Origin of the sequence: Kribbella lupini (assembly GCF_039529595.1) — a bacterium.
In the GTDB taxonomy this organism is placed as follows: Bacteria; Actinomycetota; Actinomycetes; order Propionibacteriales; family Kribbellaceae; genus Kribbella; species Kribbella lupini.
In genome coordinates this window covers 406,969-422,450 of record NZ_BAAANC010000004.1, presented here as the reverse complement: position 1 = coordinate 422,450, position 15,482 = coordinate 406,969, and the positions used below count along the sequence as shown (strand labels likewise).

Here is a 15,482-nt window from a genome sequence, read left to right as displayed (position 1 = left end):
ATCCGCGCGATTGTGTGGCCGGGCGGCAGCCCACGCCTACGCGCAACAGCGCGCACTTCGCGCGGTAGCGCGTACTCGGGCGGCAGCCCACACCTCCGCGCGACAGCGCGCACTTCGCGCGGTAGCGCGTACTCGGGCGGCAGCCCGTCCCTCAGCGCGACAGCGCGCACTGAAGCGCGCCAGCGCGTGGAACAACTGGGTGGGCGGGAGCGCCGCGTAGCACGCGACGGAGGAGCGGGCGTAGTCGGCGCGTGGGATGAAAGCAGGCGTGTGAGGTGAAAGCACTAGCCTGGCCACATGAGCGTGAACGGGCAGGTGGCGATTCTCGGCGCGGGTGTGATGGGGGAGACCCTGTTGTCGGGGCTGTTGCGGGCTGGGCGGCGGCCGGGGGAGTTGTTGATCACCGAGCGGCGGCAGGAGCGGGCGGACGAGCTGCGGGAGCGGTACGGCGTGGACGTGGTGACCAACGTCGAGGCCGCCGCGAAGGCGGACACGTTGGTGCTGGTGGTGAAGCCGCAGGACATGCCGGATCTGCTGGCCGAGATCGCGCCGGTGGTTCGGCCGGAGCAGACGGTGGTGTCTCTCGCGGCGGGGATCACGACCGGGTTCATCGAGTCGCGGCTGCCTGACGGGGTCGCGGTGGTGCGGGTGATGCCGAACACGCCGGCGCTCGTGGACGAGGGGATGGCGGCGATCTCCCGCGGCGCGCACTGCGACGAGAGCCACCTCGAGCTGGCCGAGGGGCTGCTGTCGGCGACCGGCAAGGTCGTTCGCGTGCCGGAGAAGCAGCAGGACGCGGTGACGGCGATCAGCGGGTCCGGGCCGGCGTACATCTTCTTCGTGGTCGAGTCGATGATCGAGGCCGGCGTGCACATGGGCCTGCCGCGCGGTACGGCGACCGAGCTGGTGGTGCAGACCGTGGTCGGGTCGGCGAAGCTGCTGCGGGAGACCGGCGAGCACCCGACCGTACTGCGCGAGCGCGTCACCTCACCGGGCGGTACGACGGCAGCCGCCGTCCGCGAACTCGAGGACCACAAGGTCCGCGCCGCGTTCCTGTCCGCGATCGAAGCGGCCCGCAACCGCTCCCGCGACCTCGCCGCCGAGTAACCCGAGCGTCCCTGGCCGCGACCGTTCACCGCCACGGTGGGGTGGGAATGGTGGAGGGTCCGCCGCTCCGCCACCGGCTTCGCCGGGGCGCCGGAACTGGCGGCGACCCATCCCACAGAAGTCGACCGGCAGCCGCAACCGCTGCCGCGACCTCGCCGCCGAGTGACTCCGCGCGCCGGACGTGGAGTGAACCCGAGCACCGCGCTCACCCGCCGCGCGTAGCACCGCGCGCGGCAGTTACCGCCGCGGAGTAACACCGTACGGCGGGTCACCGTTAGTGTTGTCGTCGCGGTTTCCTGCCACTTCAAGGATGAGACGACTATGGTCCCGGCCATGAACAACCATTCGGTGGACCCGGCTGCCACGGCTCCGGCCGCCGGGCGGGCGCCGGCGCTGCCCGCGCTGCCGTGGCGGGTCCCGCTCGACCGGGCGCCCTGGTGGGCGTGGGCGCTGTTCGTGCTGCCCTTCGTCGCGGTCCCGGTGCTCAACTCGTGGCTGTGGATGGGTGCCCGCGACTTCCTCGCGGTCGGCCTGTTCACGCTGATCGGCGCCTCCGTCGTCCGGGTCGCGGGCGGCGTCGTGCTCTACAAGGTCGAGATCACCCAGGCCACGCTGAAGGCCCGGACCAGCCTGCTCGTCCGCAGCTTGGCCTGGCAGGACGTCGACCGGGTCGAGGTCGTCGACGACTCCGTCGTACTCGGCTCCGGCCGCGACGAGAACGAGATCAACGGCATCTCTAAGGGCCGCACCGACGAGGTCGCGCGCGTGATCGAAGCCGCCCGCGACGCCGCGGCCGACCAGCCCGTACGCCGGTCCCGCCCGCGCCCCGGCCTCGGCGTGCTGCTCGTCCTGATCTACCTGGTGCTCTCGGTCGGCGCGTTCCTGATCCGCTGGCACCTGATCTGAATCCCCGATCCGTTCCCTCGATCCGGCTACGCTCGACAGCACCGGACAGCGAACGGAAGGTGCACGATGCTGGGACTGCCTCCTCAGGTGACGGTCTGTCTGTTCGACCTCGACGGCGTGCTGACCGACACGGCGGCGGTGCACATGGCCGCGTGGAAGGAGATGTTCGACGCCTTCCTCCGGGACCGCGGTGGCGCCCCGTTCACGGCGGAGGACTACGAGCAGTACGTCGACGGCAAGCCGCGGACCGACGGCGTCCGCGACTTTCTCGCCTCCCGCGGCATCACGCTGCCTGAGGGCTCACCCGACGATCCCCCGACGGCGAGCACGATCAACGGTCTCGGCAACCGCAAGAACGACGCGGTCCAGCACCGGATCCGCACCGACGGCGTTCGCGTCTTCGAGGGCTCCCGCCGCTACCTGCAGGCCGCGCAGCAGGCCGGTCTCCGTCGCGCCGTGGTCTCGTCGAGCGCGAACACCCAGGAGGTCCTCGAGGTCACCGGCCTCGCGCAGTACATCGAGCTGCGCGTCGACGGCGTCACGATCCGCACCGACAAACTCCGCGGCAAGCCCGCGCCCGACACCTTCCTCGCCGCCGCCCACCAGCTCGGCGTCGAGGCGTCCCAGGCGGTCGTGTTCGAGGACGCGCTGGCCGGCGTCGAGGCGGGTAGGGCCGGCGGCTTCGGGTACGTCGTGGGTGTCGATCGCGTCGGCCAGGCCGAGGCCCTGCGCCAGCACGGCGCGAGCGTCGTCGTACAGGACCTTGCCGAGCTGCTGGACGGAGACCACCGATGACCGAGCGCGCCGCCGAGCACCCGGTCGAGCCCTGGGCGCTGCGGGAGACCGGGCTGGACCTCGACCGGATGGCCCAAGCCGAGTCGCTGTTCGCGCTCTCCAACGGACACATCGGCCTGCGCGGCAACTTCGACGAGGGCGAGCCGTTCGCGATCCCGGGCACCTACCTGAACTCGTTCTACGAGCGCCGCCCGCTCCCGTACGCCGAAGCCGGCTACGGCTACCCCGAGTCCGGCCAGACGCTCGTCGACGTCACCAACGGCAAGCTGATCCGGCTGCTGGTCGACGACTCGCCGTTCGACGTCCGGTACGGCGACCTGCACAGCCACGAGCGGGTGCTCGACTTCCGGACCGGCATCCTGCAGCGCGACGTCGACTGGACCTCACCGGCCGGCAAGCGGGTCAAGGTCCGTTCGCGCCGCCTGGTGTCGCTGACGCAGCGCGCGATCGCCGCGATCGAGTACGTCGTCGAGGCGGTCGACGAGCCGACCCGGATCGTCGTCCAGTCCGAGCTCGTCGCCAACGAGTCCCAGCCGCGGTTGTCGGCGGACCCCCGCGTCGCGGCGGCGCTGGAGAACCCGCTGGAGCCGGTCTCCCAGCACGGCGACGCGGAGGACGTCGTACTGGTCCACCGCACGCGGCAGAGCGAGCAGCTGATGGCTTCGGGGATGGCCCACGAGGTCGACACCCCGACGCGGTTCAAGGTCGACCTCGACGTCCGCGAGGACTGGGCCCGCAACACGGTGATCTGCGAGCTGCAGCCGGGCGAGAAGCTGCGCGTGGTCAAGTACGTCGCCTACGGCTGGTCCAGCCTGCGGTCGGAGACGGCGATCGCCGATCAGGTCGCAGCCGCGATGGCCGCCGCGCAGTTCACCGGCTGGGACGGGTTGGTGCAGCAGCAGAAGGAGTTCCTGGACGACTTCTGGGACGCCGCCGACGTGGAGGTGCACGGCCACGCGGAACTGCAGCAGGCGGTCCGGTTCGCGCTGTTCCACGTGCTGCAGGCGGGCGCCCGCGCGGAGCGCCGGGCGATCCCGTCGAAGGGGCTGACCGGCGCCGGGTACGACGGGCACACGTTCTGGGACACCGAGGGCTTCGTGCTGCCGGTGCTGACGTACACGATGCCGGACGCCGCCGCCGACGCGCTGCGCTGGCGGCACTCGATCCTGGACCAGGCCAAGGAACGGGCCGGCGTACTGGGGCTGAAGGGTGCGGCGTTCCCGTGGCGGACGATTCGCGGGCAGGAGTGCTCGGGCTACTGGCCGGCCGGTACTGCGGCGTTCCACCTGAACGCCGACATCGCCGAGGCGGTCACCCGGTACTACTGCGCCACGCTGGACGAGCAGTTCATGACCGACGTCGGCGTCGAGCTGCTGGTGGAGACCGCCCGGCTGTGGATCTCGCTCGGGCACCACGACCGCGACGGCCGGTGGCACCTGCCCGGCGTGACCGGCCCGGACGAGTACAGCGCTGTTGCCGACGACAACGTGTTCACCAACCTGATGGCGGCCCGGAACCTGCGCTCCGCGGCGACGTTCGCGGCCAAGTACCCGGCCAAGGCCCGCGCGCTGAAGGTCGACTCCGAGGAGGAGGCCGCCTGGCGGGACGCGGCCAACTCGGTCTACGTCCCGTACGACGAGAAGCTCGGCGTGCACCCGCAGTCCGAAGGCTTCACCGGATACGCCGAGTGGGACTTCGAGGCCTACAAGGACAAGTACCCGCTGCTCCTGCACGCGCCGTACTTCGAGCTGTACCGCAAGCAGGTGGTCAAGCAGGCCGACCTGATGCTCGCGACGTACTGGTGCGGTGAGTCGTTCACGGCCGAGGAGAAGGCCCGCGACTTCGACTACTACGAGCGGCTGACGGTGCGGGACTCGTCGCTGTCGGCCTGCGTCCAGGCGGTCGCGGCGGCCGAGGTCGGGCATCTCGACCTGGCCTACGACTACGCGTACGAGGCGGCGCTGATCGACCTGCTCGATCTCCACCACAACACCGGCGACGGGCTGCACATGGCGTCGCTGGCCGGTGCGTGGATGGCGCTCGTCGCGGGCTTCGGCGGACTGCGTGAGCGAAACGGCCAGGTGAGCTTCGACCCGGCCCTGCCGGACGGGCTGGACGGGCTGGTCTTCCGGGTCCGCTGGCGTGGGGTGCGGCTGCGGGTCGAGGTCCAGCACCACCAGGTCACGTACGCCGTCCACGACGGTCCCGGCGCGCAGATCACCTTCCTGCACGCGGGCGAAGAGGTCCACGTGACCGATGAGCAACCGGTGACCAAGCCGCTGAGGAAGCGCAAGCCGCTGCTGCCCCGGCCGCCGCAGCCGGTCGGCCGGGAGCCGATGTCCGCCGTCACCAAGCACCCGAAGGAGAACCGCGAGAAGCACATCGCCGGCGAGGCATAGAGTCGGGCATATGGACTTTTCCCTGTGGCCGGCCGCGTCGCGGACCTGGCCGGAGATTCTCGAAGGTGCGGAGTACGCCGAGCGGACCGGCTGGCACAGTGTCTGGATCGCCGACCACTTCATGCAGAACGGCGACGACCTCTCGATCCCGGTGAACGAGGCGCTGGCGCTGCTCGCCGGCCTGGCGGCGCGGACCGAGCGGGTCCGGATCGGGTCGATGGTGCTCGGCAACACCTACCGGCACCCGGCCGTCGTGGCGAACTGGGCCGCGACGGTCGACCAGCTGAGCGGCGGCCGGTTCGTGCTGGGCGTCGGCGCGGGCTGGCAGGTCAACGAGCACGAGGTGTACGGGATCGACCTGCCGCCGGTGAAGGAGCTGCTGGCGCGGTTTGAGGAAGCCTGCCAGGTGTTCCGCGGGCTGCTCACCGAGGACCGCTTCAGCTTCGACGGCCAGTACTACCAGCTCGCGGGTGCGCCTTTGGAGCCCAAGCCCGCGCACCTTCCCCTGCTGATCGGCGCCTCCGGCGAGAAGGTCGCGCTGCGCATCGTCGCCCGGTACGCCGACGAGTGGAACCACTGGGGTCTGCCCGAGGTGGCCCGCCACAAGGGAGAGGTCTTCCGGTCGCACTGCGAGAAGATCGGCCGCGACCCGGCGACCGTCCGGCGGTCGACCCAGGCGATGATCCAGGTCATCGACCCCGGCGACACCGAGGCCGAGGCGCGCCGCGACAGCCTGATCGCCGCCGGCCGCCCGACGATCATCGGCACCGCTGATTACGTGCTCGACACGCTGGCGCAGTATCCCGACGCCGGCATCGACGAGCTGCTGATCCCCGACTCCTTCTACGGCTCCGGCAACCAGCGCTTCGACGCTCTGGAACGACTGCGCGAAGAGGTCCTGGTCAAGCTCTGAGCGTTGCCACGACCGGCCAGTGGTCGCTCGGCAGGCGACCACCTGGCCGGTACCGCGCGACGGACGCCTCCACCACCTCGAGGCGCTTGACCAGGATGTGGTCGATGCGTTCGTCGGCCTCGCCGGTGAAGTCGTGGAACGTCCCGCCGGCCTCGGTCGGCAGCGCATCGGTCCAGCCCGCGTCGGTGAGCACCTTGAGCGGCGGTGAGCCCGGCTCGGCGTTGAGGTCGCCCATCAGGATCCACGGCTGATCGGGAGTGGCCCACTGGTCGAGCAGGCGGGACGACTCGAGCCGGGCGATCTCTCCCAGGTGGTCGTAGTGCGTGTTCAGTACGCCGATGCGCTGCCCGTCGCTGTGCTTCAGATCGACCAGCGTCGCGATCCGGGTCAGATCGGCGTCCCACCCGACAGACCCCACCGTCTCCGGCGTCGGCGACAACCAGCGCGTCGCGTACGACGCGATCGTCCACGCACCAGGCCGCACCATCACCACCGAGTGCTCACCCGCCGACACCCCGTCGTCCCGCCCGGCGCCGACGATCTCCCACCCGTCGAAGCGCTCCCGCAGGTCGTCGAGCTGATCGGGCAGGACCTCCTGCAACCCGACCACGTCGGCCGCGAGCTCCGTGATCGCCGCGGCCGTCGCCTCCCGGCGGAGCGGCCAGGAGTCGTCGCCGTCCGGCGCCGAGGAGTTCCGGATGTTGAACGTCGCCACCCGCAGCTGCACACTCACCCCTCGATCCAACCATCCGGGGAGGGCGGGCGGCCCCGGCCCCCGCCCTCCCGGCGCTCCCGGACCCGCCCTCCGCGGGGTCGGGGCCCCGCCCTCCGCGGGCTCCGGCGCCTTCGCCGGGCCCCCGCTTCAAACCACGGCCGCCACCCTTCCGGTGCCCAGGCCCATCGCAGTCGTTGCCGAACGCAACAACGGCGCGCTCGCCTCGATCGCCCGGTCCCGCCCGGCGGCCAGCATCGCGTCGACCGTCGCCGGATCCGACGCCAGTACGGCGTACTGGCGCTGCAGCGGTTCGATGACACTCAGCACCGCGTCGGCGACGTCGGTCTTCAGCTCGCCGTAGCCTTGGTAGCCCTTGGCAAGCTCTTCGGGGTCCCCGTCGGTGCACGCGGCCAGGATCTCCAGCAGGTTGGTCACTCCGGGCTTGCCCGACGGGTCGTACCGGACGACGTTCTCGGAGTCCGTCACCGCCTTCATCACCTGCCGGCGGATCACGTCCGGCGGGTCGAGCAGCCGGATGGTGCCGATCGCGTCGTCCACGTCGGACTTGCTCATCTTGGCGGTCGGCGTCTGCAGGTCCTTGATCCGGGTCGCGTACGCCGCCTTGGCCAGTTCCGGGACGACGAACGTCTCGCCGTACTCGCGGTTGAACCGGATCGCCACGTCGCGGGCCAGCTCCACGTGCTGGTCCTGGTCGTCACCGACCGGCACCCGGTCCGTGCCGTAGAGCAGGATGTCGGCCGCCATCAGGCACGGATAGGTGAACAGCGACACCCGGGTCATCGGTTTGTCGCGACCCTTCTCCTTGTACTGGATCATCCGCGACAGCTCCCCGACGTACGACGTGCACTCGAGCAGGTACCCGAGCTGCACGTGCGCCGGCACCTCCGACTGCACGAAGACGGTGCCCTCGGGCGACCCGGCCGCGAGCATCAGCGTCGCGGTCTCGCGGGTGAGCTCGGCGAGTCGTCGCGGCACGTGCCGCATGGTCATCGCGTGCAGGTTCGCGACGAAGTAGAACCCGTGCGGGTCCGTGAAGCGGCGCAGCGCGCCCAGGTGGTTGCCCAGGGTCAGCCGGCCGGTCGGCATGATGCCGGATACCGAAGTCATCTCGTGTTCGTCCTCTTCTGTCGGGGCGAGACCACCCCGTCCGAGGGCAAACACTCTGCTGTGAAAAAAGAAGAGGCCGCCTCGGCGAGGCGGCCTCTGGATGCGTGTGAACGCTGCGGGTCCGCCCTCAGACGGCCCACCACTGCTGCAAGGTCAGCTGGTTCACTCGCACAGCATAGATCAGGCGAACATCTCGGCCAACAGTTCCGGGCCGATGACGATCGGCTCGGGGCGGTAGCCGGGCGGCGGCGTGCCCATCAGCTCGCGGACCAGGAAGTCCCAGCAGCGGCCGCGGACGTACGCCAGGCAGTCGAGGAACGAGTGCTCGGCACCCGGTACGACGAGCAGCTCGAAGTCCTTGTTGGCCGCGATCAGCCGGTCGGCCAGCCGCAGCGTGTGGTCCGGGTGGACCTGGTCGTCCAGCTCGCCGTGGACCAGCAGCAACTTGCCCTCCAGCCGGTCCGCGCGCTGCACGTTCGACGAGCGGTTCCAGGCCTCGGGGTTGCCCGCGCCGTCGTAGGCCTCGGTGAAACCCGCGTTGAAGAAGTGCGGATCGTGCGAGCCGGACAGTGCGACCCCGACCTTGTACGTCGCCGGGTGATCGAGCATCGCCCGCGCCGCCGCGAACCCGCCACCGGAGTGGCCGAACGCGCCCACCCGGTCGAGATCCATCCATGGCCGGGTCGCAGCCAGCTGCCGCAGCGCCGCGACGTGGTCGTCCAGGGAGCCGGCGTCGCCGAGGTGCCCGTACGACGCGTCGTGGAACGACTTGCTCCGTCCAGGACTGCCGCGCCCGTCCAGGGCGACCACGACGAAGCCCAGGGCGGCCAGGGGTTCCGCGTCGAGTCCCATGCCGCCGGGGTCGAAGCACGGCGCGACCCGGGTGACCTGCGGCCCGGGATAGAGCGTGTCTACGATCGGGTAGCGCTGGTCGGACGCGAACCCGTGCGGCCGGTACAGCACGCCGTACAGGTCCGTCTCACCGTCGGCGGCCTTCACGCGGAACCGCTCCGGCGCCGTCCAGCCGGTCGCGACGAGCTTGCTGATGTCGGCGCGCTCGAGCTCGACCAGCACCCGGCCGGTCCAGTCCCGCACGCTGATCACCGGTGCGGTCTCGACCGTGGAGGCGGCGTCGACGAAGTACTGCTGGTTCTCCGAGACCGTGACGATGTGATCCTGGTCGTCGTCGGTGAGCTTGGCGAAGCCGGAACCGTCCAGGCCGACCCGGCAGACCGTACGCCGGTACGGGTCGTCGTCGACCAGGCCGGACGCGGTGAAGTACACGACGCGCTCGGTCTCGTCGACGTGCAGGATCTGCCGCACGGCCCACTCGCCTTCGGTGACCTGGCCGAGGAGTTCGCCGGTGTGGACGTCGTACCGGTAGAGGTGGCCCCAGCCGTCGCGCTGCGAGTACCAGAGGACCTCGTCGGCCAGCGTCTTGACGATCGGCGCTTCGGTCATGAACTGGTTGGGCTCGACCCGGGTGTCGCCGGACTCGCTGAGGACGGTGGTGACTTCGCCGGTGTCGGCGTCCATGCGGTGCAGCGTCAGGGTGCGCAGGTCGCGCGGCCGGCTGAGGTAGTAGACCGCCGAGCCGTCCGGAGCCCACCAGGCCCACTGGGCCGTGACCGGTGACATCACCGGCGTCAGCAGCGGCTCGGCCTGAGCCCGTACGACGTTGCCGTCACCAACATTCAGGACGACCAGCTCGGCCAGCGGCAGGTGCTCGTCACCGGCGTACGGGAAGCGCTGGGTGTGGATCGCCGGAGCGCCGCCGTCGGCGGGCCGGGCTTCCAGGAGATGGGTCTGGCGCACGTCGCGCTCGTCGGTCCGATGGGTGAGGACCTTCGTCGAGTCGGGCGACCAAGCCACCGCGGGCGGCAGGTACGGAATGCCGAGCTTGCGCAGCAGCGTCGGGTTGGCGGTGGACGACGGGCCGGCGCCGTACTGGTGGTCGGCCTCGCCGTCGGTGGTCAGGGCCGACTCGCTGTCGGCCGAGACCGCCCACAGGTCGTGGCCCCGGCGGGAGACCGCGAACTTGCCGTCGGGCGACGGTACGTCGAGCGGGTTGGCGGACGGGCTGCCCGGCGCGGTGGGCGCGGGCGGCTCGGTGATGGTCTCGCGGGTCCCCGCGGCGGGGTCGACCAGCACCAGCCGGTGCTCGGTGCCGGTGTTCACGGCGTACCAGAACCGGGCACCACCGTCGATCCACTGCGGCCTGACCTTGTCGCCCACCACGAGTTCGCCGGGCCGGGCCGGGCGGCGGAGCAACCGCTCCGCCGCTTGGTAGTCCTGCGTGCTGGTCATCTGCTGAGGTGTCCTTGTCGTTCAGAGGCTGTGGGCGGTGATGTCGCCCTGGACGGTGGTGGCCTTGATGGTCAGGTCGGTCTCGCCGCTGTTCTTCAGCGAGTTCTGGACCCGGCCGACAGTGGTGCCGGCGTCCAGGGCGGCCGAGGCCGCGGAGCCGACCGAGATGTTGCCGGACTGGGTGGACAGGACGACGGTGCCGCTGACCGCCTCGTCGATCGTGAGGTCGCCCTGCAGGGTGGTGATCTCGCCTGACCCGTTGAGCCGACCGACCGAGACGTTGCCGGCCTTGGTGGCGAAGCGGACGCTCGCGGCCTCGTCGACCTTGATCTCGCCCTGCGCGCCGTCGAAGGAGACGTCGCCGAACCGGCCGACGGCGCGGAACTCGGCGCCGGCCGCCTTCGCCTCGACCTGCGAACCGGTCGGGAGCTGGACGGTGACCTCGATGGAGCCGGAGCTGCCGAGGACCTGGTTCTTCGCCGCGGCGACGATCCGCAGCACGCCGTCGGCGTACTCGACCGTGGTCTGCTCGGCGACCTTGACGTCGCGGCTCTTCGAGGGGTCGGCCGGGAGGACCTCGACGGTGGCGTCGGCGCGGTCGGCGGCGATGAGCTGGATCCGGCCGGCCGGGATGTCGACGACGGCGGTGATCGGGGTGCTGGTGCCGAACTTCTGCATGAGGTTTCCTTCGTTCGTGATGTCGTTTCTGATAGGTGAAACGCTACGTTGCGTTCATCAATCCTGCAACAACACTGTCGACCATGCGAGGCATTTGTGCAGGTCAGGTGCCTGTTTTCGTTGCAACGGCTGTGAATCTAACGCAACATAGACAGCGATGAGCGTTGCTTTGGGTTGGAAGTGGACGCACCGGCGGGCGTGTTCGCCGGACCGGGGCTAAGGTCTTGGCATGAGTGGTGAGGCGATGCTGGTCTTCGACGAGGAGCTGACGGCGTACGACTTCGGGCACGGGCATCCGATGAGCCCGGTGCGGGTCGACCTGACCGTCAAGCTGGCGCGCGCCCTCGGGGTGCTGGACCAGCTGAAGGTGGTCCCCGCGCCGACCGCGTCCGACGAACTGCTGCGGACCGTGCACACGCCGGACTACATCGCCGCGGTGAAGCGCGCCGGGCAGGATCCCGACGTACCGGATCTGCGGCACGGGCTCGGCACCGACGACACCTACTGCTTCCCGGGCATGCACGCCGCCTCGGCGCACGTCGTCGGCGCCTCCGTCGAGGCCGCGCGCGCGGTCTGGGAGGGCGAGGTCCTGCACGCCGCGAACATCGCCGGCGGGCTGCACCACGCGATGCGTTCGCAGGCGAGTGGCTTCTGCGTCTACAACGACCCGGCGATCGCGATCCAGTGGCTGCTCGACCACGGCGCCCGCAAGGTCGCGTACGTCGACGTGGACGTGCACCACGGCGACGGCGTCCAGGCGGTCTTCTACGACGACCCGCGCGTCCTCACCGTCAGCCTGCACGAGTCGCCCACCACGCTGTTCCCGGGGACCGGTACGGCGGGGGAGACCGGCGGGCCGGGCGCCGAGGGGACGGCGGTCAACATCCCGCTGCCGCCGGGGACGGGCGACGCCGGTTGGCTGCGGGCGTTCCACGCGATCGTCCCGGACGTCGTGAAGGCCTTCGGGCCCGACGTCCTGGTGACCCAGCACGGCTGCGACTCCCACGTCGAGGACCCGCTCGCCCATCTGACGAAGACCGTCGACGGGCAGCGCGCGGCGTACGCGGCACTGCACGACCTGGCGCACGAGGTGTGCGAGGGCAAGTGGGTCGCGACCGGCGGCGGTGGCTACGCGATCATCGAGGTCGTCCCGCGCGCCTGGACGCACCTGCTGGCGATCGTCGCCGGGAAGCCGATCGAGCCGACCACCGCGGTGCCCGAGTCGTGGCGCGAGGAGGTCAAGATCCGGTACGCGCGGATCGCGCCCTCGCGGATGACCGACGGCAACGACGGCTCGTACGAGTCCTGGTCCAGCGGGTACAACCCGGACACCTGGCTCGACCGCTCGATCAAGGCGACCCGGGACGTCTCGTTCCCGCTGCTGGGCCTCGATCCGACGTACTGAATCGAGCGCTGGAGTCAGTCACACCAGACACCCTCTTTCCCATTCGTACCATCAGCCACTACGCTCGGTTCATGCACGGGCGGAGGTGCCGGAGGGGAAGCCGGCGCACGATCCGTGCTGGAAGTGCGGTGCGTTATGGCATCAAAGAAGTCCGGTGGTGAGCAGCCGCTCGCCGAGGTGAAGTTCCTGACCGTGGCTGAAGTCGCCACGGCCATGCGCGTGTCCAAGATGACGGTGTACCGGTTGGTGCACTCCGGCGAGCTGCCCGCGGTGCGGGTGGGTCGGTCGTTCCGGGTGTCGGAGGACGCGGTGCACGACTACCTCAAGGGCGCCTTCTTCCAGGCCGGATAACTACGAGAAGCACAGCGGCCGGAATCCTCAACGGACCGGCCGCTGCGCCTTGCCCTGCCCTAGGCTGCCGAGGTGCCCGACATCCCGAAGCGGCAGGTCCGCGCGGACTTCGACGAGACCAGCCTGACCGTCTACCAGGCCTACGCCCCCGAGATCGCGGATCCGGCGCTGGCGGCCGGCCGGTTCGTACCGCCGTTCAAGCCGGACCGGATGACCTGGATCAAGCCGTCGTTCCTGTGGATGATGTACCGCTGCGGCTGGGCGACCAAGCCCGGTCAGGAGCGCGTGCTGGCGGTCCGGCTCAGCCGCGCGGGCTTCGACGCGGCGCTGGCGGCGTCGTACCTGAGTCACTTCGATCGCAAGGTCCACGCGAGCCAGGAGGAGTGGGCGGCCGGCGTACGGCGGACTTCGGTGCGCGTGCAGTGGGACCCGGAGCGCTCGCTGCAGCTCGAGCGTCTCGAGCACCGCTCGATCCAGATCGGCTTGAGCGGGTCCGCGGTGCACTCCTACGTCAACGAGTGGATCGTCGGGCTCACCGACGTGACCGAACTGGCCAAGCGCGTCCACGCCGCCGTACGGGCGGGCGAGCTGGAGACCGCACAGGCGATGCTCCCGCTCGAGCGCCCGTACCCGCTCCCGCCCGAGGCGGCGCTCGCGGTCAGCGCTTCAGCAGATTCCTGATCACGTCGGTGATCTCCTGGGGTGACTCCTCGGCCATGAAGTGGCCGCTGGTCGTCGTGCTGTGCACGAGATCCGGCGCCCAGGCACGCCACCGCTCGGCGGCGTCGAACCCGAGCGCGCTGCCCCAGTCCTGCTGTACGACCGACACCGGCATCGCCAGCTTCCGCCCGGCCTCCAGATCTGCTTGGTCGTGCCGTACGTCGATGCCCGCGCTCGCCCGGTAGTCCGCCACGATCGACGGCACCGCCGCGCGGCAGGCATCCAAGTACGCCGTACGAATGTCTGCCGGGATCGCCGCCGGGTCCTTCACCCACAGATCCAGGAAGTACCCGAAGAACGCGTCCGAGCTCGCCGCGATCATCGTCTCCGCCAACCCAGGCGGCTGAGCCATCAGGTACAGGTGGAACCCCACCGCGGCCGATGTCCCCTGCATCACCGACCACATGTCCAACGTCGGCAACACGTCCAGGCTCGCCAGGTGCGTCACCACGTCCGGGTGATCCATCGCCGCCCGAAACGCCACCAGCGCGCCCCGGTCATGCCCCACCAACGCGAACCGCTCATGCCCCAACGCCTTGGCCACCGCAACGACATCAGCCGCCATCGTCCGCTTGGAGTAGGTGTCCTCGCCGTCCTCCACCGGCTTGTCGCTGTCCCCGTACCCCCGCAGATCCGGACAGATCACCGTGTGCTCACCCGCCAGCTCCACAGCCACATGCCGCCACATCAGATGCGTCTCCGGAAACCCGTGCAACAACACAACCGGGCTCCCCACCCCACCCACCGCCACCTTCAGCGCCACCCCGTCGGCCACGCCGACCCGCCGATACTCGAACCCTTCGATCCCGCTCATCAGACTCCCGTCACAAATCACCAGTACGCCAAAAGCCTGCCGCCCCCGAATGAGCAACCAATGAGCACACCGCCCATGCCGGCTCTCCCGCGCTGAGCCCGGGCCGGTGCTCCGAGCCCGGCGCCCCACCGCGCGCTTCACGCGGCGCGTGCTCGCCCCGCCCCGCCCCGCCCCGGCCCCCGCCTGCCTGCCGTCACACGTGCCCCGCCCGCGCCCCGGCGCCCGCCGTCACACGTGCGCCGCCCGCGCCCCGGCGCCCGCCGTGACACGTGCGCCGCCCCCGCCCCGGTGCCCGCCGTGACACGTGCGCCGCCCCCGCCCGCCGTCACACGTGCCCCGCCCGCGCCCCGGCGCCCGCCGTCACACGCGGACCGCCCCGGCCCGTCGCCGCGCAGTGCTCCGCCCGGCGCCTGCGCTTTCCTCCCGCGCCTCCGGCTGTGCTCGCCGCCCGCCGCCCGCCTGCTCCGCCCGGCGCCCACGTCACACGCGTTCCGCCTGACGCCCACCGGCGGAGCGTCCGGGTTCGCGCCGTTGGCGACACCCCGTGCGCACGGGCTGGCCTGCTGCCTCCCCGCCGCCTCCCGCTGTGCTTCCGCGCCCGCCGTCTCCCGCCGCGCCGCGCCGCACCGGCCCCCGCGCCTCGCCGCACACGTGCTGCGCCCACCACCCGCCGCCACGCGTGCTCCGCCCCGGCGTCCTCCGCCACACCTGCTGTGCTCGGTGCCCACTGCCGCGGGTCCTGCGCCCGGTGCCCGCCGCCACGCGTGCTCCGCCCCGGCGTCCTCCGCCACACCTGCTGTGCTCGGTGCCCACTGCCGCGCGTCCTGCGCCCGGTGCCACGCGTGTGCCGCTCCGCCGCCACGGGCTGTGCCGCCAGCCGCCAGCCATCAGCCGCCCGCGTGCTCCGCCAGCCGCCCGCCGGCACACGTGCTCTGTTCGCCGCCGCCGCGGCGTGCTGCGCTCGGCGTCCGCGCCATGGGCTGTGCTGGGCCGCCCCGCCGCCCGCCCGCGTGCTCCGCCCGCCGCCGCGCGCTAGGCCCCGCTACCGCTACCGCTCGCGCCCGTGCCGCGCTTGCCTCGCGTCCGCCCAGCAGCCGACCCAGCTCTTGCTGTAGGTCCCAACCGGTGCCTGCTCCCCGCTCTGCTCGGCGGCGGTCCTCGCGCCGCCAGCTCCGCCCGCCGCCGCCCGCGGCCTCGCCGCGTCCGCTGCCACGCACCCGCACCGAAGTTCGGCGTGCAACTGC

13 protein-coding genes are annotated in these 15,482 nt (G+C 71.2%); 8 read left to right on the top strand and 5 right to left on the bottom strand.

The genetic code is table 11. The features are described from left to right. Positions 1-297 precede the first annotated feature (297 nt). The 5 genes from proC (at position 298) to ABD235_RS35075 (ending at position 6,120) form a co-directional block, all read left to right on the top strand. Complete coding sequence (gene proC, locus ABD235_RS35095; RefSeq protein WP_344182129.1) at positions 298-1,107, top strand: pyrroline-5-carboxylate reductase; 810 nt, start codon at positions 298-300, stop codon at positions 1,105-1,107. Positions 1,108-1,440: 333 nt separating this feature from the next. After that, on the top strand, positions 1,441-2,013 hold the full coding sequence (locus ABD235_RS35090) for a hypothetical protein (RefSeq protein ID WP_344182127.1): 573 nt from the start codon (positions 1,441-1,443) through the stop codon (positions 2,011-2,013). A 66-nt stretch (positions 2,014-2,079) separates the two neighbouring features. Continuing rightward, positions 2,080-2,808 carry an HAD family hydrolase gene (locus ABD235_RS35085; RefSeq protein WP_344182125.1) on the top strand — a complete coding sequence of 243 codons (729 nt, stop codon included), beginning with the start codon at positions 2,080-2,082 and terminating at the stop codon, positions 2,806-2,808. Next, on the top strand, positions 2,805-5,207 hold the full coding sequence (locus ABD235_RS35080) for a glycoside hydrolase family 65 protein (protein WP_344182123.1): 2,403 nt from the start codon (positions 2,805-2,807) through the stop codon (positions 5,205-5,207). The genes ABD235_RS35085 and ABD235_RS35080 overlap by 4 nt, the downstream gene beginning before the upstream one ends. 10 nt (positions 5,208-5,217) lie before the next feature. Then, positions 5,218-6,120, top strand: coding sequence for a TIGR03560 family F420-dependent LLM class oxidoreductase (locus ABD235_RS35075; RefSeq protein WP_344182121.1), 903 nt, complete (start codon positions 5,218-5,220; stop codon positions 6,118-6,120). On the opposite strand, the gene ABD235_RS35070 is transcribed toward ABD235_RS35075, so the two are convergent. The 4 genes from ABD235_RS35070 to ABD235_RS35055 form a co-directional block, all read right to left on the bottom strand. After that, positions 6,110-6,853, bottom strand: a complete 744-nt coding sequence (locus ABD235_RS35070) for an endonuclease/exonuclease/phosphatase family protein (RefSeq protein ID WP_344182119.1) — start codon at positions 6,851-6,853, stop codon at positions 6,110-6,112. The two genes, ABD235_RS35075 and ABD235_RS35070, sit on opposite strands and share 11 nt — an antisense overlap. A 129-nt stretch (positions 6,854-6,982) precedes the next feature. Then, positions 6,983-7,963, bottom strand: a complete 981-nt coding sequence (trpS, locus tag ABD235_RS35065; protein ID WP_344182117.1) for a tryptophan--tRNA ligase — start codon at positions 7,961-7,963, stop codon at positions 6,983-6,985. A 180-nt stretch (positions 7,964-8,143) separates the two neighbouring features. Then, positions 8,144-10,270: a S9 family peptidase gene (locus tag ABD235_RS35060; protein WP_344182115.1), complete on the bottom strand. Its 2,127-nt coding sequence runs from the start codon at positions 10,268-10,270 to the stop codon at positions 8,144-8,146. Between the two features lie 21 nt (positions 10,271-10,291). Further along, positions 10,292-10,948: a DUF4097 family beta strand repeat-containing protein gene (locus ABD235_RS35055; protein WP_344182113.1), complete on the bottom strand. Its 657-nt coding sequence runs from the start codon at positions 10,946-10,948 to the stop codon at positions 10,292-10,294. A 229-nt stretch (positions 10,949-11,177) separates the two neighbouring features. Here ABD235_RS35055 and ABD235_RS35050 point away from each other — a divergent pair, with 229 nt between their 5' ends. The 3 genes from ABD235_RS35050 to ABD235_RS35040 all read left to right on the top strand — a co-directional run bounded on the left by ABD235_RS35050 (position 11,178) and on the right by ABD235_RS35040 (position 13,385). Then, the gene (locus tag ABD235_RS35050) at positions 11,178-12,353 is read left to right on the top strand and encodes an acetoin utilization protein AcuC (RefSeq protein ID WP_344182111.1); all 1,176 of its coding nucleotides are present in this window, start codon (positions 11,178-11,180) and stop codon (positions 12,351-12,353) included. 135 nt (positions 12,354-12,488) lie between these two features. Then, positions 12,489-12,704, top strand: a complete 216-nt coding sequence (locus ABD235_RS35045; RefSeq protein WP_012923942.1) for a helix-turn-helix domain-containing protein — start codon at positions 12,489-12,491, stop codon at positions 12,702-12,704. 72 nt (positions 12,705-12,776) lie between these two features. Then, the gene (locus tag ABD235_RS35040) at positions 12,777-13,385 is read left to right on the top strand and encodes a DUF4291 domain-containing protein (RefSeq protein WP_344182109.1); all 609 of its coding nucleotides are present in this window, start codon (positions 12,777-12,779) and stop codon (positions 13,383-13,385) included. Here the strand turns inward: ABD235_RS35040 and ABD235_RS35035 are convergent. After that, a complete protein-coding gene (locus tag ABD235_RS35035; RefSeq protein WP_344182107.1) occupies positions 13,363-14,238 on the bottom strand; it encodes an alpha/beta fold hydrolase in 876 nt (291 codons plus the stop codon). The two genes, ABD235_RS35040 and ABD235_RS35035, sit on opposite strands and share 23 nt — an antisense overlap. Positions 14,239-15,482: the final 1,244 nt, after the last annotated feature.